The sequence below is a fragment of the Thalassolituus maritimus genome (assembly GCF_900156675.1).
Lineage (GTDB): Bacteria > Pseudomonadota > Gammaproteobacteria > Pseudomonadales > Oceanobacteraceae > Thalassolituus > Thalassolituus maritimus.
Genome location: NZ_FTOH01000007.1, coordinates 73,839 through 95,302 on the forward strand (window position 1 = coordinate 73,839; position 21,464 = coordinate 95,302).

The 21,464-nt window shown below is 52.8% G+C and carries 22 protein-coding genes; 8 read left to right on the top strand and 14 right to left on the bottom strand.

Going from position 1 to position 21,464, the window contains the following annotated elements; all coding sequences use genetic code 11:
- Positions 1-2 precede the first annotated feature (2 nt).
- On the top strand, positions 3-3,995 hold the full coding sequence (locus BW941_RS12015) for a YhdP family protein (RefSeq protein WP_076516392.1): 3,993 nt from the start codon (positions 3-5) through the stop codon (positions 3,993-3,995).
- Positions 3,995-4,786 carry a carbon-nitrogen hydrolase family protein gene (locus BW941_RS12020; protein ID WP_076516394.1) on the top strand — a complete coding sequence of 264 codons (792 nt, stop codon included), beginning with the start codon at positions 3,995-3,997 and terminating at the stop codon, positions 4,784-4,786. The genes BW941_RS12015 and BW941_RS12020 overlap by 1 nt, the downstream gene beginning before the upstream one ends.
- A gap of 34 nt (positions 4,787-4,820) precedes the next feature.
- Here BW941_RS12020 and BW941_RS12025 read toward each other — a convergent pair whose 3' ends face one another.
- The 14 genes from BW941_RS12025 to BW941_RS12090 all read right to left on the bottom strand — a co-directional run bounded on the left by BW941_RS12025 (position 4,821) and on the right by BW941_RS12090 (position 17,311).
- Positions 4,821-6,551 carry a bifunctional protein-serine/threonine kinase/phosphatase gene (locus BW941_RS12025; protein WP_076516396.1) on the bottom strand — a complete coding sequence of 577 codons (1,731 nt, stop codon included), beginning with the start codon at positions 6,549-6,551 and terminating at the stop codon, positions 4,821-4,823.
- A gap of 80 nt (positions 6,552-6,631) precedes the next feature.
- The gene (locus BW941_RS12030; protein ID WP_076516399.1) at positions 6,632-7,441 is read right to left on the bottom strand and encodes a formate/nitrite transporter family protein; all 810 of its coding nucleotides are present in this window, start codon (positions 7,439-7,441) and stop codon (positions 6,632-6,634) included.
- Positions 7,442-7,786: 345 nt separating this feature from the next.
- The gene (gene yjgA / locus BW941_RS12035; RefSeq protein WP_076516402.1) at positions 7,787-8,299 is read right to left on the bottom strand and encodes a ribosome biogenesis factor YjgA; all 513 of its coding nucleotides are present in this window, start codon (positions 8,297-8,299) and stop codon (positions 7,787-7,789) included.
- Positions 8,300-8,346: 47 nt separating this feature from the next.
- On the bottom strand, positions 8,347-9,702 hold the full coding sequence (gene mgtE, locus BW941_RS12040; protein ID WP_076516408.1) for a magnesium transporter: 1,356 nt from the start codon (positions 9,700-9,702) through the stop codon (positions 8,347-8,349).
- A gap of 129 nt (positions 9,703-9,831) precedes the next feature.
- On the bottom strand, positions 9,832-10,101 hold the full coding sequence (locus BW941_RS12045) for an HPr family phosphocarrier protein (protein WP_076516411.1): 270 nt from the start codon (positions 10,099-10,101) through the stop codon (positions 9,832-9,834).
- A gap of 12 nt (positions 10,102-10,113) precedes the next feature.
- Positions 10,114-10,989 (bottom strand): RNase adapter RapZ, encoded by an 876-nt coding sequence (rapZ, locus tag BW941_RS12050; protein ID WP_076516414.1) that lies wholly within the window; start codon positions 10,987-10,989, stop codon positions 10,114-10,116.
- A gap of 17 nt (positions 10,990-11,006) precedes the next feature.
- Entirely contained in the window at positions 11,007-11,465 is a 459-nt protein-coding gene (ptsN, locus tag BW941_RS12055) for a PTS IIA-like nitrogen regulatory protein PtsN (RefSeq protein ID WP_076516416.1), read from the bottom strand.
- Between the two features lie 3 nt (positions 11,466-11,468).
- Entirely contained in the window at positions 11,469-11,771 is a 303-nt protein-coding gene (gene hpf, locus BW941_RS12060; RefSeq protein WP_068437158.1) for a ribosome hibernation-promoting factor, HPF/YfiA family, read from the bottom strand.
- 64 nt (positions 11,772-11,835) lie between these two features.
- Positions 11,836-13,395, bottom strand: coding sequence for an RNA polymerase factor sigma-54 (locus BW941_RS12065; protein WP_076516418.1), 1,560 nt, complete (start codon positions 13,393-13,395; stop codon positions 11,836-11,838).
- Between the two features lie 144 nt (positions 13,396-13,539).
- Entirely contained in the window at positions 13,540-14,265 is a 726-nt protein-coding gene (gene lptB / locus BW941_RS12070; protein ID WP_068437160.1) for an LPS export ABC transporter ATP-binding protein, read from the bottom strand.
- Positions 14,262-14,840 carry a lipopolysaccharide transport periplasmic protein LptA gene (gene lptA, locus BW941_RS12075; protein WP_076516420.1) on the bottom strand — a complete coding sequence of 193 codons (579 nt, stop codon included), beginning with the start codon at positions 14,838-14,840 and terminating at the stop codon, positions 14,262-14,264. The genes lptB and lptA overlap by 4 nt, the downstream gene beginning before the upstream one ends.
- Positions 14,824-15,375, bottom strand: a complete 552-nt coding sequence (gene lptC, locus BW941_RS12080) for an LPS export ABC transporter periplasmic protein LptC (RefSeq protein ID WP_068437165.1) — start codon at positions 15,373-15,375, stop codon at positions 14,824-14,826. Before lptC ends, lptA begins: the two co-directional genes overlap by 17 nt.
- Complete coding sequence (locus BW941_RS12085; protein WP_076516422.1) at positions 15,375-16,352, bottom strand: KpsF/GutQ family sugar-phosphate isomerase; 978 nt, start codon at positions 16,350-16,352, stop codon at positions 15,375-15,377. The genes lptC and BW941_RS12085 overlap by 1 nt, the downstream gene beginning before the upstream one ends.
- Entirely contained in the window at positions 16,349-17,311 is a 963-nt protein-coding gene (locus tag BW941_RS12090; protein WP_076516424.1) for a calcium/sodium antiporter, read from the bottom strand. The genes BW941_RS12085 and BW941_RS12090 overlap by 4 nt, the downstream gene beginning before the upstream one ends.
- A gap of 168 nt (positions 17,312-17,479) precedes the next feature.
- Between BW941_RS12090 and BW941_RS12095 the strand changes: the two genes are divergently transcribed.
- The 6 genes from BW941_RS12095 (at position 17,480) to murA (ending at position 21,453) form a co-directional block, all read left to right on the top strand.
- Positions 17,480-18,292 carry an ABC transporter ATP-binding protein gene (locus tag BW941_RS12095; RefSeq protein WP_076516426.1) on the top strand — a complete coding sequence of 271 codons (813 nt, stop codon included), beginning with the start codon at positions 17,480-17,482 and terminating at the stop codon, positions 18,290-18,292.
- Positions 18,292-19,074 carry a lipid asymmetry maintenance ABC transporter permease subunit MlaE gene (gene mlaE, locus BW941_RS12100; protein ID WP_076516428.1) on the top strand — a complete coding sequence of 261 codons (783 nt, stop codon included), beginning with the start codon at positions 18,292-18,294 and terminating at the stop codon, positions 19,072-19,074. Before BW941_RS12095 ends, mlaE begins: the two co-directional genes overlap by 1 nt.
- Before the next feature lie 3 nt (positions 19,075-19,077).
- A complete protein-coding gene (gene mlaD, locus BW941_RS12105) occupies positions 19,078-19,539 on the top strand; it encodes an outer membrane lipid asymmetry maintenance protein MlaD (protein ID WP_076516430.1) in 462 nt (153 codons plus the stop codon).
- Entirely contained in the window at positions 19,536-19,862 is a 327-nt protein-coding gene (locus tag BW941_RS12110; RefSeq protein WP_076516432.1) for an STAS domain-containing protein, read from the top strand. Before mlaD ends, BW941_RS12110 begins: the two co-directional genes overlap by 4 nt.
- A gap of 70 nt (positions 19,863-19,932) precedes the next feature.
- Positions 19,933-20,172: a BolA family protein gene (locus BW941_RS12115; protein ID WP_068436037.1), complete on the top strand. Its 240-nt coding sequence runs from the start codon at positions 19,933-19,935 to the stop codon at positions 20,170-20,172.
- A gap of 15 nt (positions 20,173-20,187) precedes the next feature.
- Positions 20,188-21,453: a UDP-N-acetylglucosamine 1-carboxyvinyltransferase gene (gene murA / locus BW941_RS12120; protein WP_076516435.1), complete on the top strand. Its 1,266-nt coding sequence runs from the start codon at positions 20,188-20,190 to the stop codon at positions 21,451-21,453.
- Positions 21,454-21,464 lie beyond the last annotated feature (11 nt).

Below are 21,464 nucleotides of genomic sequence, written 5' to 3' on the forward strand. Positions count from 1 at the left end.
TGATGTTGCGCTCAGTCTGGACTCAGTTATGGATAACTCTGGTGGTAGCCACAGTGCTGCTCGCCTTTTATACCAGTCTGGGCCGACAGTTAATTCCACTGATTGAAACTCAGAAGCCTGAGCTTGAGGCGCTTTTGCAGCAGCAGCTTGGCTTGCCCGTCAGCGTCGGCACTCTTCAGGGTGACTGGAATCTTCTGTCACCGGTCGTGCGTCTGGAAGACATTCAGGTGGGCGCCAATGATGAACACCTGAGTGTTGGGCGCATTGAAGCCGAACTGGATATTAGCGCTACTGCATTTTATTTCTCCCCCGTTTTTAAGCGCATTCTTGTCGAAAACGTGCGTGCACCGCTGACTGAAAACGAAGACGGCCAGTTATTTCTGGGTGAGCAGCCCTTAATTAATACTTCGAATATCACCGACCCCAAAACAGACAAAGCCGATAAAAAAGCGACACCGCGCTGGCTTGAATGGTTGGGCTATCAGCAGGCTGTGATTCTCAGTGACTGGGAAATTACCAATGCCCGCAGCAGTGGCTCGGAAACGCTCCTGATCCGTAAGGTGTTGTGGCGTAACCGGGGTGAGCAGCATGCGCTTGAAGGTGACGTTGCCTGGGGGCGTGAAGAAATTGCCGATGTGTATGTGGGCGCCCAGCTGAATGGGCCGTTGTGGCCGTGGGACGATCAGGAAGGTCAGATTTATTTGCGTGCTGATGAACAGCAGTGGACCCGCTGGATTCCGGAAGACCTGCCGCGGGAACTCTCGTTGCCGTCATTACGTGGCAGTATGGAAGGGTGGTTGTCGATTGCTAATGGCGACCTCGACTCTATCTATGTGCGCGGTGAAGTACCCGAATTAATGTTGGATGCACCGGCTAAGCAGCTTGTGCTGACAGACGGGCAGCTGGAAATCTCAGGCGAGCGCAGTGATGAAGACTGGCACCTGAGCATTCGTCAGGAATTTACGCAGAATCTGCCGTTAAACGAACTGCGCCTTAGCTCAGTTCAACTCGATGACGAGCGTGGCTGGCACATAGGTATTCCTCGTGCAGACCTTCAGGACGTCAGTAACTTCATACTGGATTACAACCTGCTGCCTGAACGTTTCAGCCGTTATATCGAGAACCTTGAACCTGAAGGATTGGCAGAAAGCGTACGCATCAGTCTTGTGCCTGAAGTGGCTGAGACAGGTGAACGTGGTGTCGATATCCGGGCAGACCTGAGCGACATCTCGACCAAAGCGTTTATTGGTATTCCGGCCTTTACTGGCGCCGACGGGCATCTCCACCTGCAACCGCAAGGAGGCGTTGCTCATATTGATGACCCTTCTCTGAGTATGCACCTTGACGGCGTCTACAATCCGACCTGGGAACTGACTGACGCCTCTGCGAGTTTCTATTGGGATATTCAGCCGGAGCTTTTCAATCTACGACTGGTCGACCTCGATGCCGGACTGCGTGATGCCCGTGTTCATGGCGACCTTGCGATTCGCCTGCCGCGACGCGACACGGATGTAGAAAGTCACTTTGCCTTGATACTTGGGATTGATAAGGCGGATATCCGCTTACAGGAAGACCTGGTTCCCGACATGCTCGACCCGTCCATTAATGAGTGGCTCGATGATTCCTTGCGAGGAGGAACAGCTTCTCAAGTCGGCTTTGTATTGAACGGCGTTATCGGGGGCGATATTCCAGACAACGGTCTGACTACGCAGCTTTATCTTGAAGCCGATAACGCCACCATCGATTATCTGGATGGCTGGCCTTCGGTGGCTGGTGTTAAAGGGCGGGTATTTCTCGACAGCCCTGATCTGGATGCATGGATTGATGAGGGGCGCACTTTAGGTGGGCAACTGAGTCCGGGGGCGCGGGTTAAATTACGCGACACCCGTGCGGGTACGGAGCTGTCCCTTAATGGTCATATCGAAGGTGACAGCAGTGAGGCGTTACTCTATTTGCAGGAGACGCCACTGGCGGATCTGATTGATCGATCTCTCGATGATTGGCTGGCTACAGGCGCAGCAGCAACCGATCTCAGTCTGTCGATGATTCTTGGTGACGAAGATGCTACGCCCGATGTTGAGCTGCGCAGTGTGCTCCAGAATACCGGCATTACGCTCACGTCTGCAGACCTGAAATTCAGCGATTTGAATGGTGCGCTGACATTTGATACCGATACCGGTTTATTCGCCGACAAACTCAGTGGACGTACTTTTGGTGGCGAGTTTACGCTGGATATTAATTCGGTCGCTACCGGCGACAGTTATCGGATTGATGGCGATGCCTCTGGTAGCGCTGACTGGCAATCGTTTAAACAATGGGCGGATTTATTTTTACTCGACCCGGTAAAAGGCCAGTTGAGCTATCGCGCCAGCCTGGGTATTGACCCCGCTGAAGACAATCCGTTTAACCTCCTGATTGAGTCCGACTTGCAGGGCACAGAGATATCCCTGCCTGCACCTATGGGTAAAGTACCGGAAGATAAGCGTCGTCTCACAGCCCTTGTGACACCGGGGGAGACCATTGACGTTTCAGTGAATTATGACGATTTACTGAGTACGTCGGTGCGACTTGATGACGCGGGTGTAAGCACAGGTGAAGTGGTGCTGGGTGGTGGCGAAGCGCGTATTGATGATAGCCCTGGCATTGATATTACAGGCCGGGTTCCTGGAACGGTGAATGTCTCAGACTGGTGGGATGTCTGGGATCGTATGATGCTGCTGGTGGATAAAGCAGATGCCCGGGCGCAAGCGCAGGGCTTACCGACCGAGCTGCCTGAAAATACGCTTGGGAATACCAACCCGGTCAGTTCGGTTGAGCTGACTATCGACTCACTGGATGCATGGGATATTCCGATCGGAGCTACTCGTGTTTCTGGCGGTCAGGAGTTTGGTGAGTGGACGATCCAGCTCGCTAATGAAGTTGCTCGGGGCACGGTCGTTATCCGCGAAGACGACAATGATCCTCTGGTTCTGTTGATGGACTTTGTTCACGTACCTGAGCCCCAGGAACCGGCACCTGAACAAACGATCGCGTCTGCAGCGGCCGAAACTTCAGCAACTGCTTCACAAAATACAGACCCGATGTCGGAATTTATCCCGGCAGATGTCAGCGCTATGGATATCACGATTCAGGAGCTTTATTACGGTACCCGTAACTTTGGTCGTTGGCAGGCGACAACGCGTCCGATTCCATCCGGGTTGAGCTTGCAGGTTCTCGACAGTGACATGAAGGGGATTAAACTTCAGGGAACACTGGACTGGGTTTTACGCGAAGGTCAGCATGCAACGCGTATGACAGAGTTTGATGTCAGTGCGAGTAAGGTCGCCGATATTCAGCGCGCCTTTCGTCTGCAACCTGTGGTTGAGGGCGATAAACTTACCGGTAAGTTTAGTCTCGACTGGATAGGCTCGCCCGCTGGTTTTGACACCGAAACGTTAAATGGCAAAGCCAATTTCCGCATTACGAATGGGCGTGTGAATGCAGAAGGTGCGGCGGCTCTGAAAGCCTTCGGTGCATTGAATTTTAACTCTATTTTCCGGCGTCTTCGTCTCGACTTTTCGGACCTTGTAGGCTCAGGGATGGCATTCGATACCATGAAAGGCGCTGCGACTATCGAGCAGGGTGTGCTGACGTTAAGTGAGCCTATTACCGTTGATGGTCCGGGCGGTAAATTCCTGACTTCGGGTATGACAGACCTGAATACCACTGAGCTTAATATGAAGCTCGCGGTGACTTTCCCCGTGACTAATACCTTACCTCTGGTCGCCGTACTGGCGGGTTTTGCACCACCCGTCGCCGCATCCATCTACGTCACCGAGCGCCTTATTGGTGACGAACTGGAGCGCTTTACCAGTGCGAGTTATACCATCTCCGGGACCTGGCAAGAGCCGGATGTGAAACTGAATAAAGCCTTTGATAACGACGTTGAAGGTAAGAAAAGCCGTGGTTTTATGGATCGCGTGCTGAGTATTTTTGGACTGGGAGGGGACGATTAATGGCCCGTAGAATTGCAGCGGTGCAGTGCACCAGCGTCAGTGATCCGGAAAAGAATAAACGGGCGCTGTCGGTGTTGATTTCTGAAGCAGCTTCTCAGGGTGCAGATCTCGTGCTCCTGCCCGAAATGTGCCTGAGCATGAACAGTGACTATTATCAGGACCTGGCTGAGGACAGCGCAACCCTGGACTGGCTGGCAGCTCAGGCTGCCACCCATTCGTTTTGGCTGGTGGCCGGTGCTGTTCCTCAGCCTGCCCCTGGCGACGATTCCCGTGTTCGTTCTGCATCACTGGTGTTTAACCCGGAAGGCGAGTTAGTTAAACGCTACGATAAAATTCATTTATTCGATGTCGACGTAGGGGATGCTCAGGGAAGCTACCGGGAATCTGATACCTTCTCTGCAGGCAGTGAAATCGTCAATATTGAAACCCCCGTCGGTAATGTCGGTCTGACGATTTGTTTTGATCTGCGTTTCCCTGAACAGTATCAGGCTCTGCGTGACGCCGGTGCCGATATTATTCTTGTGCCAGCCGCTTTTACGCATACCACGGGCGAAGCGCACTGGGAAATTCTGCTGAAGGCCCGGGCCATCGAAACGCAATGTTATGTGCTTGCGGCGAACCAGTGTGGCTGGCACGATGACAAACGCCGTACCTGGGGACATTCGATGATTGTCGATCCCTGGGGAGAGTCTCTGGGAATGCTCCATGAGTCGCCCGGTGTGATTGTTGCCGACGTGGATCTGAAAGAGCTGGAAAACCTCAGAAAGAAAATGCCACTCACACGTATGTAGTGAGTACTTTAAGCGACTGGCCTTAATGTAGTCGTCAGACCAGTCGTTCGTAGAGCAGGCCGAGAACTAATATCAGTAAGATAAAAGAAACCCCTTGCCAGAACTTGACCGGATCTCGCTCCATCACCGGTGGGCGTGATTTCTGAAGGTAGACTGAATTCGGATTTCTCAGATCATAAATAAATTCAGCCGGTTCTTTATAGCGCATCGCGCGTTTAGGGTGGACTGCTTTTTTAATCGCCTCATCAACCCAGACGGGAATAGCACGTCCGCAAGTTCGTACGGAGGTGTAGTGCAGTTTGTTCAGGTCTTTACGCTTGGTTATGCGGGCGACATCTGAGCCGTACGGTAAGCGCCCAGTGAGTAGCTCGTAAGTAATGGCACCGAGTGCGTACACATCGGATTCTGTAGAACCTTGTGCACCCAGAAAATATTCGGGGGCCGAATATTGAGCCGTGCCAAGTAACGTCAGGCGCTCGAGCGGTGTGTCTATCTCGGTGATGCCAGCTACCCGCGTCGATCCAAAATCCAGAATCCGCACGATGCCATCATTGCCGATCATTAAATTATCGGGTTTAAGGTCCTGATGCAGCATTTCCAGACGGTGAAAGGCCTGAACGCCACGGGCGGCCTGTTCCATAACTTCCCGGACCTGTTCGAGGGTCGGCTCCGGATGATCACGCATCCATTGGTCAAGCGTCTGGCCTTCGATGTATTCAGTGGTGACGTAAATAAAATTGCGGACCCGATGCGATGGCCCCGGACGAACTACGTAAGGGCTGTCGATTCTTCTGGCAATCCAGTCTTCGAGTAGAAAACGTTCAAGGTAGGCCGTGTTGTCACGCAGCTCACCGGATGGCGTTTTCAGAATCAGCGTTTGTTCTGTCTCTGTGTCTTTTGCAAGATACACATGGCTGCGTGGGCTGCTGTGTATCTTGCGGAGAATGTTGTAGCCGTCGAACTCATCGCGCGCCTTCAGAGAAGGAGGAAAGGGGAGTTCGGTGAGCTGTTGATGAACGTCCTCTTTATTCTGATCAAGCAGGTGATCAATACGTAAGATCTGGATCGTCAGGTTGTCGTCACTGTTGTTATCCCGTGCGGCTTCGAGGATTTCTCGTGCGGCACGATCAAGATCCGATGAATATTTATTGATCGTACTGATGACCAGCTTGTCGCTGACGAACTCATAAATGCCGTCGGTCGCACTGATAAAAATATCACCGACATTGACTGAGAGAGACAGATAATCAATTTCTAACTGGGTATCCATACCTAAGGCACGGGTCAGGTAGCTCTGGTCTTCGGAGGTATAAAAGCGATGGTCGGTGGTCAGTTGTTCCAGCTGCTCATCCGCAACACGGTAAACACGGCTGTCACCGACGTGGAAAATATGGGCTGTACGGGATTTAATAACTAACCCATTAAAGGTACAGACGTAGCCTTTATTCGGGTCGTAGCTCCTCAGGTTTCTTCTTGCCTGCGCGTGCAGCCATGAGTTCGTAGCTTCCAGTACTCGCAGCCCCGATGTTTTTACCGACCATGCCTCAGAGGTGCTGAAGTAATCACTCAGAAAACTCTGTACGGCTGTTGCGCTGGCGTCCTGACTGACGTTGCTGCTACTGATGCCATCGGCGAGAGCCATGGCAACGCCTTTGCTTTCCAGAAGAGGGAGTGTTGGGGTGTGAACGGCGTGAAAGTCCTGGTTAATGGCTTTGACGCCCTTATCGCTGCATTGCCCTGTGCTGACTTTCAGCTGCTCTGACATGGTATTGCCTCGCAGAAAAAACAAATCTGCCTGTGCAATGTGCACAGGCAGAGTTTATTGCTAACTATCAAAGGTAGCGTTTACAGGGCGCGGTCTGCACTCTGGCGTACGTGTGTGTAGTACAGCGGCAGTGCTACGAAGACGAAACCGCCGACAAGGTTACCCAGTGCAGTTGGGAGTTCGTTCCAGATGATGTAATCCATCACAGTGAAGTCACCGCCCATGATCATAGAGAATGGGAACAGGAACATATTTACGATGGAGTGTTCGAAGCCCATGAAGAAGAACAGCATGATTGGCATCCACATAGCGAACATTTTAGAGATCGCAGAAGTAGAAATCATAGCGCCAACGACACCCATAGATACCATCCAGTTGCACAGCATGCCGCGGATGAAAATAGTCAACCAGCCGTCTACGCCGTGCGATGCATAACCTACGGTACGTGATTCACCGATGGTAGATACTTTGGCAGCAATCGCACCACCATCAGTGTTATAACCATAAGTCAGAATGAAAGAAATCATCACGGCAACAGACAGTGCACCCGCCAGGTTACCGCAGAAAACTAGTCCCCAATTGCGCAGCAGTTGTGGCCATGTACAACCCGGTCTTTTGTCGATAATCGCCAGTGGCACCAGAGTGAATACACCGGTCAACAGGTCGAACTTCATCAGGTACAGCATAATGAAACCTACCGGGAACAACACAGCCCCCAGAATTGGCGAACCACTTTTCATGGCGACGGTGATCGCGAATACAGCAGCCAGAGCCAGGATGGCGCCAGCCATAAAAGCACGGATTAACGTGTCTTTGGTCGACATGAATATCTTTTCTGCACCGCTATCCACCATTTTTGTGGCGAACTCAGAAGGCATTAAGTAGGACATAGCATTTCCTCATTATTGGGGGTGTTCTATCGGCTTTAAAATGAAAAACGGCGTCGCCCCAGTCGGTAATTTACCGATGGGTGTCGACGCCGTTATCGAATTTTTTCTGATTTTTCATGAGCCGCCGTTGGCTCACTCAGAATTTTGCAACCGCCGTGCCATGTTTGAATATTAGAAATAAAACCCTATTAAAACAGTGGGTTAAAGAATCGTAGCTGAATGTTAAGACGTAATAGAGAGAAACACTCTGGATTTTGGTGCGATACTCAGGTGCAGGAAAAACAAAAGATGCGCACTAAGTGCGCATCTTTGTAGAGAGCAAAAGAAGGCTGACTGATAATGCGCTCAGGCGTTGCTGTCGATTTCTTTTATCAGCTGAAAGAGTTTCTTGAATGCAGCTCCCGGCTTTGGTGGCTCAGCCTGCATCTCTTTCTGAGCATTGCGCACCAGATTACGTAATTGCTGGCGATCTGTATCTGGGTAGGTATCAAGAAACTCATTCAACGCTTTGCCATCCTTGATAAGCCGATTACGCCATTGCTCTAACTGGCCCATGCGACGACCGAAGGCCTCGCTGGATGGGTCGAGCATATCGATCGCCTCCTGAAGAGCGTCGATGTCTTCCGAACGCATCAGCTTGCCGATGTATTGAAAGTGACGGCGGCGGGCTTCGTGTTTTTTAATACGACGGCTCTCTTCCAGCGCGGCCATTAGCACATCGGTAATCGGAAGGTCAGTCCATTTGGCCGGTGGAAGATTGCACAGAGTTTCTCCGAGTTCCTGATAGCGATGCATTTCACGCTTCATTTCAGTCTTACTGACCAGTTCGTATTCGATGTCGTCGTCTTCGTGGGTCATAAGAACTCCGGAGTATTCAGTGGTGATCAGCGCAGCGACTGGTCAGCTTACAGATAGAACAGGGTGGCGAGCCCGAGAAATGACAGGAAGCCGATCACGTCGGTGACGGTTGTCAGTACTACGCCACCGGCGAGTGCCGGGTCGATGCCACGGGCTTTGAGTATCAATGGCAAAGCCGCGCCAGTGACTGCCGCGACCAATAAATTAATGATAATCGCAGCACCGATAATAGCGGCGATGCCTGGGTCGTTAAACCAGAGCAGGGTAATGACCGCGATGACAGCCGCCCATAATACGCCGTTAATGCCTGCGACGATAATTTCCCGGTTAAACAGCCAGCGGAAGTTTGCACTGGAGAGGTGCCCGAGAGCCTGACCGCGGATAACCAGAGTCAGCACCTGACTCCCGGCAATGCCCCCCATACTGGCGACAATTGGCATCAGTACGGCGAGAGCGACGACCTGTTCGATGGTTTTATCAAACAGGCCGATGACGGCGGAGGCAGCCAGTGCCGTAAGCAGGTTAATGCCCAGCCAGACAGCTCGACGGCGGCTGGTTTTCAGTGCCGGAGCAAAGGTATCTTCTTCTTCATCCAGACCCACGGAACTCATCAGCGAGTGGTCCGCGGTTTCCCGGATAACGTCAACCACGTCATCGATGGTGATACGACCGATGAGTTTGCCCTCTGCATCGACAACCGGAGCCGATACAAGGTCGTGTCGTTCGAACAGTTTGGCAACGTCTGTGTCCTGCATGGTGGCAGGGATCACCCGGGCGTCGGTGGTCATAACCTCACGCACGGTCTGATTTGGATCACTGACAAGAAGCTTGTTGATGGTCAGTATGCCAATAAATTCGTTATTCCGGTTTACGATCAGGAGGTTATCCGTCATTTCTGGCAGCGTTGGGTGACGGCGCAGGTAACGCATAACAACTTCGAGCGTGATGTCAGGACGGATGGTCACCGTATCGGTGTTCATCAGACCACCGGCGCTGTCCTCCGGGTAGCCGAGTACCTGTTCAAGACGGGTACGGTCCTGCTGGTCCATCGCGTCGAGTACTTCCTGGGTAACGCGTTCAGGAAGTTGCTGCAGGATGTCGGCGACATCATCGGCGTCGAGGTCTGAAGTGATGTCGACCAGTTCTTCGGCACTCAGGTCCGACAGGAAGTGCGCTTGCAGGTCTTCGCTTAAGTACTGGAGTACTTCGCCTTCGAGTTCTTTGTCGACCAGATCCCAGAGCACTTTACGTGCTTTCGGCGGGGAGGACTCGATCAGGTGAGCAATATCGGCAGGCGCGAGGCCGGAATTCAGGATGCGCTCTACTTTATTTAGGGCACCACTTTCCAGGGCAGCATTAAGGCTGTGGAGTTTTGCTTTTGCCTTTTCTGTGTGCTGAGCCATGGCCGGAATCCGGAGTAAATCGGGTTAACTGATTCTAGCCTGATTGCTCGGTTGATACCACGAAAGTACTCGCAGTTTTGGGCCTAATCAGCTGTTTTAGCGGGGATAATCGTGAAATTTTCCTGAGGGCTATTCTTCTTCATCGAAGCGACGATCAATGAGATCGGTAATGGCATCGACGGCAGCTTCTTCGTCACTGCCTTCCGCTGTCAGGATCAGCTCAGTGCCTTTGCTTGCGGCCAGCATCATGACTGACATGATGCTCTTGCAGTCGACCATACGCCCGTCCTTGCCAATTTTCAGCTGGCTGGAGAAGGCTGACGCGGTAGATACCAGTTTGGCCGCAGCACGGGCATGCAGGCCGAGTTTATTTATTATTAGAACGCTTTTCTGGATCATACGGTGTCCGGGTTATGGAGTGGGCAGATTCGCCGCTCGCGCTAGTTCACGGTGACGTACCTGCACGTTCGGGTATTTCATACGGTATTCGGTGGCTAGCTGCTCCGCCAGGTAGACGGATCTGTGCTGACCACCGGTGCAGCCAATTGCGATGGTCATGTAGCTCCGATTTGCTTCGATCAGACGATCCGTCCAGCGAGTCAGAAAATCGCTGATTGATTTCCGCATTTCTCCAACAACATCATAGCTGTTCAGGAATAACTGTACTTCACTGTCGAGGCCTGTGAGTTTTCGCAGGTCTTCGCTCCAGTAGGGGTTCGGCAGGTGCCGTACATCGAAAACGTAGTCGGCGTCTGTCGGGATACCGTGTTTAAAGCCGAACGACTCAAACAGGATCGACATCTCACCGTTCGGACGATCTGCAACCCGCAGGCGAATCATGCTGCGCAACTCGTGAACAGACATGTGGGTGGTGTCTAAGGTCAGGTCCGCCATATTGGCGAGTGGATCAAGGAGCTCTTTCTCCTGGTCGATGGCTTCTGCCAGTGACAGTTCTGTGGTCGTGAGAGGGTGCTTTCGGCGTGTCGCGCTGAATCGTTGCAGCAGAACCTTTTCAGACGCATCAAGATAAACCACGTCGAGCTGATAGTGATCATTAGGCAGATCGAACAGCAGTTGTTCGACAGGCTCTTCTGTCGCCGACAGGTTACGCGCGTCAATACTGACCGCTACCCGGGTGAGCTTGTCGTTAGCATCTGCCTGACTGGCCAATGCGGGTAGCAGCCCGATCGGCAGGTTATCGATGCAATAGAAGCCCAGGTCTTCGAGAACGTGCAGAGCGCTCGATTTGCCCGATCCTGATCTTCCGCTGATAACTACCAGGCGCATATTCGACTCCGTGATGACTACCGCTCTGCGATCGCTCGCTGGAAAAGATGTTTGGCGTCTGGCGCGTTGCGTAGAGCTTCGCGATATTCCGCCTGATTAAAGTTACTGGCGAGTGTCGCCAATATCTGAAGGTGTTCGTCGGTCGCTTCCTCGGGGACTAACAAAGCAAATACGAGGTCGACCGGATTACCATCAATAGAATCATAGTCTATCGGGGTATTTAATCTTAGTAGAATGCCCAACGCTTTCTGACACTGCAGCAGTCGGCAGTGTGGGATGGCGATGCCTTCTCCTATCCCTGTGCTCCCCATGCGCTCGCGTGCTAACAGGCGTTCGTATATATCGTCTGCGGAGGCGTCGCCGATTTCTTCAGCAACCAGAGATGAAAGTTGTTCTAACAGTTTTTTCTTACTGGAAACGGTCACGTCAATGACGGACCGCTCCGGTGTGAGGATATCCTCAATACTCAAAGACATGCTTCAGCCTTGACCGTGTTGGCGCGCTACCAGCTTCTCTTTGTGTTTCAGAACCTGACGGTCCAGCTTATCCACCATCTGATCGATAGCGGTATACATATCTTCGTTTTCTGCTTTGGCGTGCAGGTCGTGACCTGTGATGTGAATTGTCGCTTCAGCCGTCTGTCGATCTTTAACGACAGTCAGTGTGACTTGCCCTGTGGTGATGCTGTCACTGTGGCGTGTCAGTTTAGCCATTTTATCTTCAACGTGTGCCTGCATAGCTTCTGTTACTTCTACATGATGACCACTGATATTGATTTGCATGCCAAGTCTCCTGTGTCGCTGGCGGTATGTGAATCAAAGTCTGTTGACTCTCAACTAACAGACTCTAAATCAGCTGCTTACGTTCATTCGATGGTGGTATCAGCATAGCCTCGCGGTATTTCGCTACCGTGCGCCGTGCCACTTTGATGCCTTTCTCACCCAGCATCGTTGCTATCTTGTTGTCACTGAGTGGCTTCCGCGTGTTTTCGTCCGCGATCAGTTTTTTGATCATCGCCCGGATGGCCGTCGATGAACACTCCCCGCCGCTGTCGGTGCTGACGTGGCTGGAGAAAAAATACTTGAGCTCAAAAATGCCGCGCGGCGTATGCATGTATTTCTGAGTCGTCACTCGCGAGATCGTTGACTCATGCATACCAACCGCTTCGGCGATGTCATGAAGCACCAGCGGTTTCATCCCTTCATCACCTTCTTCAAAGAAGTCTATCTGGAATTCAACGATTTTGGTTGCGACTTTGAGCAGAGTGTCATTGCGACTTTGCAGGCTTTTGATAAACCAGCGCGCTTCCTGCAGGTGATCTTTGAGGAAGGTATTGTCGGCACTGCTGTCTGAGCGGCGGATCAGCGATGCATAATCGGCATTCACACGCAGCTTGGGTGCAATTTCTGGATTCAGCTCAACACGCCACTCATCACGAATCTGGCGGACGATGACGTCTGGAATGACGTATTCAGATTCTTCTGAAGCGATACCGGCACCCGGCTTAGGGTTCAGCTCTTTAATCAGTCGCATGACGGATTTCAGATCGTCTTCCTTTAATTTGGTACGGCGCATCAGTGACTGATAATCACGGCTACCAAGCAGGTCAATATGATCACGAATGATCAGCTGAGCTTCGGTTAACCACGGGGTACCTTGTGGGAGCTGATGCAGCTGAAGAAGCAGACATTCGCGCAGGTCGCGACAGAAAACACCGGCCGGATCAAACTGCTGAAGGCGATGAAGAACTGCCATCACTTCTTCTTCTTCGATTTCGAGTGATGGGTCCATCGCTTCAATGACGTCTTCTACGGTCGTGTGAAGGTAGCCATCATCGTCCACACCATCAATCAGCATGGTAGCAACTTCCCGGTCGGCATCTGACATTGGGGTCAGGTTAAGCTGCCAGAGCAGGTGATCCTGCAGATTGTCGCTGGTGGCATAGCGGGAATCGTAGTCAAAGTCTTCGTCTACCGGCCCGGAGCTTGATGCGACTCCGGCGCTGACCTGATAGGTATCTTCCCACTGGCTATCTACAGGCAGGTCATCGGGCAGTTTCTCGCTCGACCATTGCTCATCGAGAGATTCCTGGCCGCTCTGATCGTCGTAGGAATTGTCATCGTAGGAATTGTCGTAATCCTGATTGTCAGAGCTGCTTTCACGGTTGTCGTGGCTGTCTCTGTCGTTGTTGTCGGAATCAGAACTGCGGGAATCGTTGTCTGACTCGTTTCCTGAGTCGCTGTTGTCATCAAACTCTTCGCTTTCCAGCATTGGGTTGGAATCCAGCGCTTCCTGAATTTCCTGCTGAAGGTCCAGCGTTGAAAGCTGGAGGAGGCGGATGGCCTGTTGCAGCTGAGGCGTCATTGTCAGCTGCTGGCCCATCTTAATCTGAAGGGATGTCTTCATATAACTCGGTAATTACGACCTGAAAATCGAACCATCTTTTTGTTTGATGCACCTAGCATTATAGGCAAAGTCCTTGTATATGGAACCTATTTTGCTTACCAGAGTAAATAGATAACTCTACAGTACGTGACATTGGTCAGAGTTTCAAAGACGGAAGTCGTCTCCGAGGTAGACTTCGCGCACCTGTTCATTGGCCAGTACGTCTTCAGCCGTGCCCTCGGCGATGATGTGGCCGCCACCGACGATGAAAGCCTTTTCGCAAATCGCGAGGGTCTCGCGCACGTTATGGTCGGTGATCAGTACGCCGATGCCCCGCGCTTTGAGCTGACGGATGATATCCATGATGTCCGATACTGAGATCGGGTCTACACCGGCGAAGGGTTCGTCGAGCAGAATGAACGAGGGCTCTGCAGCCAGCGCTCTGGCAATCTCGACACGTCGACGCTCACCGCCGGATAGCGCCATGCCGGCGCTGTCGCGGATGTGTTGAATATGAAATTCGTTGAGTAGCTGCTCGAGTTGTTCAGTTCGCTGCTGGCGATTGAGATCTTTACGGGTCTCAAGAATGGCCATGATGTTATCTGCAACACTGAGCTTGCGGAAAATCGACGCTTCCTGCGGCAGGTAACCGATGCCTTTGCGGGCACGGCCGTGCATTGGCAGGTGGCTGATGTCTTCGTCGTCGATCATGATACGACCACGATCAGCCTGCACCAGGTTGACGATCATATAGAAACAGGTCGTTTTGCCGGCGCCATTGGGGCCCAGCAAACCAACGATCTGACCGCTTTCAACGCGGATAGACACGTCTTTAACGACTTCGCGGCCGCCGTAACTTTTGGCCAGATGTTCTGCCTTCAGTGTTTTCATTCTGTCGATGCTTCCGGAGATTCTGTCGTGTCAGACTCTGAGTCAGATTCGGACTCGCGTTTTGGCGGCTGGATAACGACTTTGATCCGGCCGGAGTCTTCATCTGTGCTGTCGGTCGACGACTCAGCGGTGGTGCCATCAGCACGCACGGTCTCTGTTGCCATGTCGTAGGTGATGCGTTCGCCGCTGAAAATATTGCCTTCCTGTTCCAGCTCAGCATCGCCGGTGATAATGATGCGGCGCTCGCTGGTGTAGTAATCGATGCGGTTGCCGAGGGCCGTGGTGAGCGGTTTACCGACCTCAATCTGCTGTTGGTAACGGGCACGGTCGCCTTCTGCGACGGCTTTTTCGAGGGTGTCGCCGTTGCGCAGAATCATCAGGCGGTCGGCTTCTATTTTCAGCGTGCCTTGGGTAAGAATGACGTTGCCTTCATACACAACTGTACCTGCGCGGCGGTCGATTTCTGCAGAATCTGAGAGGATCGTCATTTCTTTCTGCCAGTCATCCGGCAATGCGACTGTGTAGCTTGCGATCACTGACAGCGACATCACGGCCAGTTTATTGAACAGGTTCATAAGTCGTACGGACTCCTGTTTTCAGTTCGAGGCGCTGACGTGTGGCGTCAAACATCATTCCGGTGCCAGTCATGCGGCTGTTTTCACCCGTCATGGTAACCAGCTCATCAGTCTCTGCGATCTTGTCATCAATATGATAGGTCAGCCTTGAGGTTTCAAGGCGCATCGGGTCACTGCTGTCGAGCGGCCTGATTAATATGTTGCCTGATAATTTCAGTGCCTGTTCGTTGCCGCGCATAACACCTTCGTCAGCGGTCAGTACCCAGTCGTCTTTTGAACTGACCAGAAGACGTGGCTCACTGAATACGGTGAGGTCGCCCTCGGGAAAGTGCTCTGATTTTGCGGCGTAAAAAGTATCGGCCAGTGAGCCGTCTTTTTCGTAGCGGCGACTGAACAGTACTTCGCCATAATAATCCGGCTCGCGAACGACCTGTTCGGTCGTTTGCCCGGTAATATCGCGGGTGTAGCGATCTACTGCCAGAAAGGCAACGCCGAAAAATGCGGTGACTAATAGCAGTAGATAGCGCTTACGCATCAGATGACGCCTGCTCGCAGAAGGTCGTGCATGTTAATAACACCGACGGTGCGGCCTTCGTCCTGCACGACGAGCGCGTTGATCTTGCCGTCTTCCATGATTTTCAGGGCTTCTGCTGCGAGCATGCCCGGTGAGGTCGTTTTACATTCAACCGTCATCACATCTTTGATGGTGGCATTACGGATATCGACACCATGGTCGATGGCACGACGAAGGTCACCATCGGTGAAGATACCGGCGAGCTTGCCGTCGGAGCCTGCGACTGTGGTCATGCCTAACCCTTTCGAGGTAGCGATCAGCAGCGCTTCTGGCAAAGATGTCTCGGGAGACACAACCGGAATCTGGTCGCCGCTGTGCATGATGTTTTCAACTTTAAGGAGCAGGCGACGCCCGAGGCTGCCGCCCGGATGAGAGAACGCGAAATCTTCGGCGGTAAAGCCTTTGGCTTCGAGCAGCGCGATCGCCAGTGCATCACCCATAACCAGCGCACACGTGGTTGATGATGTCGGTGCCAGATCAAGAGGGCAGGCCTCCTGATCGACACCCGCATAAAGATGGCTGTCGGCTGCTTTTGCCAGTGTCGATTCTTTATTCCCTGTCATGCTGATCAGCTGGGTGCCTTGACGCTTCAGCAGTGGTAACAGACTGGTGACCTCGCTGGTTTCACCGGAGTTCGATAACGCAATCACAACATCAGCAGCCGTGATCATACCCATGTCACCGTGGCTGGCCTCACCCGGGTGAACGAAAAAAGCCGGGGTGCCCGTACTGGCCAGAGTTGCCGCCATTTTGTTACCGACGTGACCGGACTTACCCATGCCGGTAACCACCACGCGACCACGGCACTGAATAATTATCTGGCAGGCGCGGGTGAAATTGTCATCCAGGTGGTTGTTCAGTAAACCGACCGCTTCCTGTTCGAGTTTTACAGTGCGGCGGGCAGAGTCGATAAAATTAAACGTTGTTGATTCAGTCATGCTTGGTTTGCCAGAAATAAGGTGAACATGTAGCCGAGGTAACCGGCGGTAAGAATGATGCCCGGAATGCGCCCCAGTGTCCCTCTGCGATAACAGATAACGAAAAACAGCAGCAGAGCAAAGGTGGCGCCAGCCATCACTATGTAGTCACGGTAAAGTGCCATTGGTTCAACGGCGGTGACCGCCAGAATTCCCGGGATAGGCATTACTGCGAGCAGATTGAAAATATTCGAGCCAATGACATTGCCAATGGCAATGTCGTGGTGACCTTTCAGAGCGCTGGCGACGGACGCCGCTAGCTCCGGCAGGCTGGTGCCAATCGCAATAATCGTCAGGCCGATCACCAGGTCAGACACTCCAAAGGCTGTTGCGATACCTGTTGCGCCCCAGACCAGTGCTTTTGAACTGGCCATCAGGGTGATCAGACCGACGACCAGCCAGAACACGGCTTTGCCGGTAGGTGTGCTTTCGATTTCGGCCGCTTCGTCTTCATCGATCACAGATTCGCCGCTATCAGACGATTGTTGGAACATAAGGAACAGGGCGAATACCAGAGCAGCGATCAGTATCAGGGCGTCTACCAGATTCAGCTCAAGATCGATCAGTATGACACCTGCGAGCAGGGTGATCATCATCAGCAGAGGGAGTTCTTTTTTCAGCAAGCCCTTCTGCAATGGAATAGGCGCGACAAGGGCCGTGATACCGAGTACCAGTGCAATGTTGGTGATGTTAGAACCAATAGCATTACCGATGGCCAGGTTACCCGCTCCGTCGATGGAGGCCATCGCCGAAACAAACATCTCTGGCGCGGACGTGCCGATGGAAACAATCGTCAGGCCAACGAGCATCTGAGACATGCCCAGATGACGTGCAGTCGCCGCGGCACCGATAACAAATTTGTCAGCACTCCAGACAAGAAAAATCAGGCCAACGAGGATTGCGCCTATTTCGGGATACATAGCAAAAGATCACGCTCAGGAAATTAAGCCGCTCATTGTACCGGAGCGGCGAATCGGCGCAATTGCAACAGGATGTTCCGTCTACCGTGCGGAATTGCCGTTGGTATGCCCTGAACAATCCGATATGCTAGCGGTCAGTTAAAGTACAGGGTAAATACAGGTCACCTGATGTCTGACAATAACAACCACGTCGAAGTTAAGGATGTCACCTTTTATCGTGGTAAAAGAAAGATCTACGACGGTCTCAATGTTGCCTTCCCGCGCGGTAAAATTACCGCAATCATGGGGCCGAGCGGCACAGGGAAGACAACGCTCCTGCGCATGATCGGTGGCCAGCTCAAGGCGGACTCTGGCGAGGTGCTGGTGGATGGCAGCAATGTCGGCACCATGAGTCGTGGAGATCTGTTCGAGCTGCGTAAAAATAAAATGGGCATGCTGTTCCAGACCAGTGGTTTGTTTACGGATCTCAATGTCTTTGACAATGTCGCTTTCCCGCTGCGTACCCACACCGATCTTCCGGACGACATGATCCGTGATCTGGTGCTGATGAAACTCGAAGCGGTGGGCCTTCGCGGTGCGCGTGATCTGTTTCCTGCGGAACTGTCCGGTGGCATGGTGCGCCGTGTTGCGTTAGCGCGCTCTATCGCCATGGACCCTGAACTCATTATGTATGACGAGCCGTTTACCGGGCTCGATCCTATTTCTATGGGGATGATTCTGCGCCTGATCCGAGGTTTAAATGAAGCGCTCGGTCTGACCAGCTTGCTGGTGTCTCACGATGTGGAAGAATCCTGTCAGATTGCTGATTACCTTTGCATCGTTTCAGGCGGAAAAGTGATTGGCTTCGGTACACCAGACGAACTCCGAAATGGCGACAACGCTGAAGTACGGCAGTTTCTTAACGGTGATCCTGATGGCCCTGTACCCTTCCATTATCCGGCCGATGACTATCGCGCTGATTTATTTGCGGGAGAGGCGTAATGCTTAAGCATGTACGAAGCCTGGGGCAGGTCGGTGTTCAATCGATTCAGTCTATTGGCCGGGCCGGAATGCTGTTTACTCAGTCGGTCACCTGGGGCGGCCCCGGCAGTGCCGGTTTTCTTGATCTTATCCGTCAGATTCACTCTGTGGGGGTTCGCTCGTTATCGATCATTATCGTGGCGGGGTTCTTTGTCGGCATGGTGTTGGCCCTTCAGGGCTACAACATTCTGGTGAAGTTCGGTTCGGTTTCTGCGCTTGGGACCATGGTTTCTCTGACCCTGCTACGTGAACTTGGCCCGGTACTCGCGGCGCTGCTGTTTGCAGGGCGCGCAGGCTCGGCTCTGACTGCTGAAATTGGTTTGATGAAAGCCACTGAGCAGTTGTCGGCGATGGAGATGATGGGCGTTGACCCACTCAAACGTGTGATTACGCCGCGACTATGGGCGGGCGTCATCAGTGTTCCCATCCTGGCGCTGCTATTCAGCACGGTAGGCATCTGGGGCGGTGCATTTGTCGCTGTCGACATGCTTGGGCTTTATGACGGTGCTTACTGGAGCAATATGGCGAACACCGTAGAGTTTTATGAAGACGTTGTTCAAGGCCTTATTAAGGCTGCGGTGTTCGGTGTGGTCGTGACCTGGATTGCCGTGTATCAGGGCTATGACGCCGCGCCAACCTCAGAAGGTATTGGTAAGGCAACGACACAGACGGTAGTGATCTCATCACTGGCGATTCTTGGACTGGATTTTATGTTGACTGCGGTCATGTTAGGAGGCGTGTAAAACATGCGTATGCGTAATGTCGAACTCATGGTCGGCGGCTTTATGGTAATGGGCATTATAGCTCTTGTGTTGATGGCACTGCGGGTCAGTGGCCTATCTATGGACGCGGCGGGTGAAACCTACACAATTAAGGCACGTTTCGAGAACCTGGGTGGTCTGACTGACCGTGCTAAAGTCTCGCTGGCGGGTGTCACTATCGGTCGGGTAACTAATATTACCTTGGATCAGGAGTGGTACGCCGCTGTGGTTGAGATGGAAATTGATAAGTCCATGAGCACCTTGCCGATTGATACCAGTGCATCGATTCTTACTGCCGGTCTGCTTGGCGAGAAATACATTGGTCTCAGTGTCGGTGCCGAAATCGACTATATGCAGGATGGCGACTGGGTGCAGGATACGCAGTCAGCGATTGTCCTTGAAGAGTTGATCAGCCGTTTCCTGTTCAGTAAGGCCGAGGGCGAATGAGCGCGCCCTCGTTGTCGGTCGACAAGACCGGAGATATCCAGGTAGCGGGGGATCTTACCCTGCATACCGTCGCCAGTCTGATCAAACCTGGTCACGAGGCGATTGCACAGGCACAGGGGCAGGTGGTTGTTGATCTGGCCGCCGTGAGTCGTTTCAGTAGTGCAGGTGTTGCCCTGATTCTGAACTGGCTGCGTGCTGCTGAGACCCGCAAGGTGTCGCTCATGATCAAAAATCCACCTGCGGACCTGCCTGCGATCATCGAGGTATGTGATCTTGATGCGGTTTTTGAGCCAGTCCTGTCAGGTTCTGACCTGCCGGAGTAAGTCAGTACTTCGGTTCAGCGCCTAAATCCGCTATGATTGTGCGCTTTCTGAACTGAGTGGTAGTTACAATATGTCCTCGGATATTACCCCGAACGAAATCCTGGAAGTGTTACAGGCTGAAGCCCCGGATGTTACCTGGTCTGTCGTTGACGGCTACGTAAAGGAAATCACCGGAGTCGGGGAGGTTTTCGAAGGCCTGAACGCAGTGAAGCGTCAGCAGTTCGTCTACAAAATTCTGAATCCCTATATCGTTGATGGTCGGCTTCATGCAGTGTCCATCCAGACTTATACGCCTGCTGAAAAAGCCTGAGCGTGAGACCCTGAAATGGAAAAACTGAGAATCGAGGGCGGCAACCGCCTCGACGGCGAAGTCCGTATTTCCGGCGCAAAAAACTCGGCGCTGCCGATCCTTGCGGCAACGCTGCTGGCTGAAGGGCCGATGCAGGTGGGTAACCTGCCGCATTTGCACGACATTACCACCATGCTCGAGCTGCTTGGGCGTATGGGCGTAAGTGTCGCTATTAATGAAGATATGTCGGTAGAGACCGTCTGTGGTGAGCTGAACAGTCTGGTCGCGCCTTATGACCTGGTGCGTACGATGCGTGCATCGATTCTTGTGCTCGGTCCACTGCTTGCGCGTTACGGCGAAGCCGAGGTATCGCTGCCTGGTGGTTGTGCCATTGGTTCCCGTCCGGTGGATCTGCACTTGCGCGGTATGGAAGCCTTAGGCGCTAAGGTCGAAGTGCTTGAAGGTTACGTTAAAGCCTGGGCACCTGAAGGCCGCTTAAAAGGCGCCAATATTTTTCTCGATACGGTGACAGTTACCGGTACTGAGAACATCATGATGGCCGCCGTACTCGCCGACGGTAAAACCGTCATCGAAAATGCTGCGCGCGAGCCGGAAGTTGTCGATCTGGCCAACTGCCTTAACGCCATGGGCGCTAAGATTACCGGTGCAGGCACCGACACCATGGAAATCGAAGGCGTCGAAACACTGCATGGCTGTGAATTTAATGTCCTACCAGACCGCATCGAGACCGGCACCTTTCTGGTGGCTGCTGCCGTAACTGGCGGTCGTGTTCTGTGCAAAGACACTGATCCAGTTCTGCTGGAAGCGGTTCTGCATAAGCTGCAGGAAGCGGGCGCCGAGATCAAAACCGGTGATGACTGGATCGAGCTGGATATGCACGGCAAACGTCCAAAAGCCGTGAATGTCCGCACGGCACCGCACCCCGCGTTCCCCACGGATATGCAGGCGCAATTTGTTGTGCTGAATGCAGTAGCCGAAGGTACGGGCACCGTGATCGAAACTATTTTTGAAAACCGCTTTATGCACGCCCAGGAACTGGTGCGTATGGGTGCAGACATCAGTGTTGAAGGCAATACCGCGGTGGTTGTCGGTAAAGATACCCTGAGTGCGGCGCCGGTCATGGCGACCGATCTGCGCGCATCGGCGTCACTGGTGATTGCGGCACTGGTCGCTGAGGGCGCAACGGATGTGAACCGGATTTACCACATTGACCGTGGTTACGAATGCATTGAAGAAAAATTTCAGCAGCTCGGTGCGAATATCCGCCGACTGCCGGCCTGATGGCCACTATT

Bases quoted from the DNA above. Each gene is read 5' to 3' on its own strand.
- lptB (WP_068437160.1), bottom strand. From the start codon at position 14,265: ATGAAAACACTGAAGGCAGAACATCTGGCCAAAAGTTACGGCGGCCGC.
- BW941_RS12110 (WP_076516432.1), top strand. From the start codon at position 19,536: ATGAGCGCGCCCTCGTTGTCGGTCGACAAGACCGGAGATATCCAGGTA.
- BW941_RS12085 (WP_076516422.1), bottom strand. From the start codon at position 16,352: ATGACTGAATCAACAACGTTTAATTTTATCGACTCTGCCCGCCGCACT.
- BW941_RS12030 (WP_076516399.1), bottom strand. From the start codon at position 7,441: ATGTCCTACTTAATGCCTTCTGAGTTCGCCACAAAAATGGTGGATAGC.
- mgtE (WP_076516408.1), bottom strand. From the start codon at position 9,702: ATGGCTCAGCACACAGAAAAGGCAAAAGCAAAACTCCACAGCCTTAAT.
- mlaD (WP_076516430.1), top strand. From the start codon at position 19,078: ATGCGTATGCGTAATGTCGAACTCATGGTCGGCGGCTTTATGGTAATG.
- BW941_RS12020 (WP_076516394.1), top strand. From the start codon at position 3,995: ATGGCCCGTAGAATTGCAGCGGTGCAGTGCACCAGCGTCAGTGATCCG.
- rapZ (WP_076516414.1), bottom strand. From the start codon at position 10,989: ATGCGCCTGGTAGTTATCAGCGGAAGATCAGGATCGGGCAAATCGAGC.
- yjgA (WP_076516402.1), bottom strand. From the start codon at position 8,299: ATGACCCACGAAGACGACGACATCGAATACGAACTGGTCAGTAAGACT.
- BW941_RS12115 (WP_068436037.1), top strand. From the start codon at position 19,933: ATGTCCTCGGATATTACCCCGAACGAAATCCTGGAAGTGTTACAGGCT.
- ptsN (WP_076516416.1), bottom strand. From the start codon at position 11,465: ATGTCTTTGAGTATTGAGGATATCCTCACACCGGAGCGGTCCGTCATT.
- murA (WP_076516435.1), top strand. From the start codon at position 20,188: ATGGAAAAACTGAGAATCGAGGGCGGCAACCGCCTCGACGGCGAAGTC.
- hpf (WP_068437158.1), bottom strand. From the start codon at position 11,771: ATGCAAATCAATATCAGTGGTCATCATGTAGAAGTAACAGAAGCTATG.
- lptC (WP_068437165.1), bottom strand. From the start codon at position 15,375: ATGCGTAAGCGCTATCTACTGCTATTAGTCACCGCATTTTTCGGCGTT.
- lptA (WP_076516420.1), bottom strand. From the start codon at position 14,840: ATGAACCTGTTCAATAAACTGGCCGTGATGTCGCTGTCAGTGATCGCA.
- mlaE (WP_076516428.1), top strand. From the start codon at position 18,292: ATGCTTAAGCATGTACGAAGCCTGGGGCAGGTCGGTGTTCAATCGATT.
- BW941_RS12025 (WP_076516396.1), bottom strand. From the start codon at position 6,551: ATGTCAGAGCAGCTGAAAGTCAGCACAGGGCAATGCAGCGATAAGGGC.
- BW941_RS12045 (WP_076516411.1), bottom strand. From the start codon at position 10,101: ATGATCCAGAAAAGCGTTCTAATAATAAATAAACTCGGCCTGCATGCC.
- BW941_RS12095 (WP_076516426.1), top strand. From the start codon at position 17,480: ATGTCTGACAATAACAACCACGTCGAAGTTAAGGATGTCACCTTTTAT.
- BW941_RS12065 (WP_076516418.1), bottom strand. From the start codon at position 13,395: ATGAAGACATCCCTTCAGATTAAGATGGGCCAGCAGCTGACAATGACG.
- BW941_RS12090 (WP_076516424.1), bottom strand. From the start codon at position 17,311: ATGTATCCCGAAATAGGCGCAATCCTCGTTGGCCTGATTTTTCTTGTC.
- BW941_RS12015 (WP_076516392.1), top strand. From the start codon at position 3: ATGTTGCGCTCAGTCTGGACTCAGTTATGGATAACTCTGGTGGTAGCC.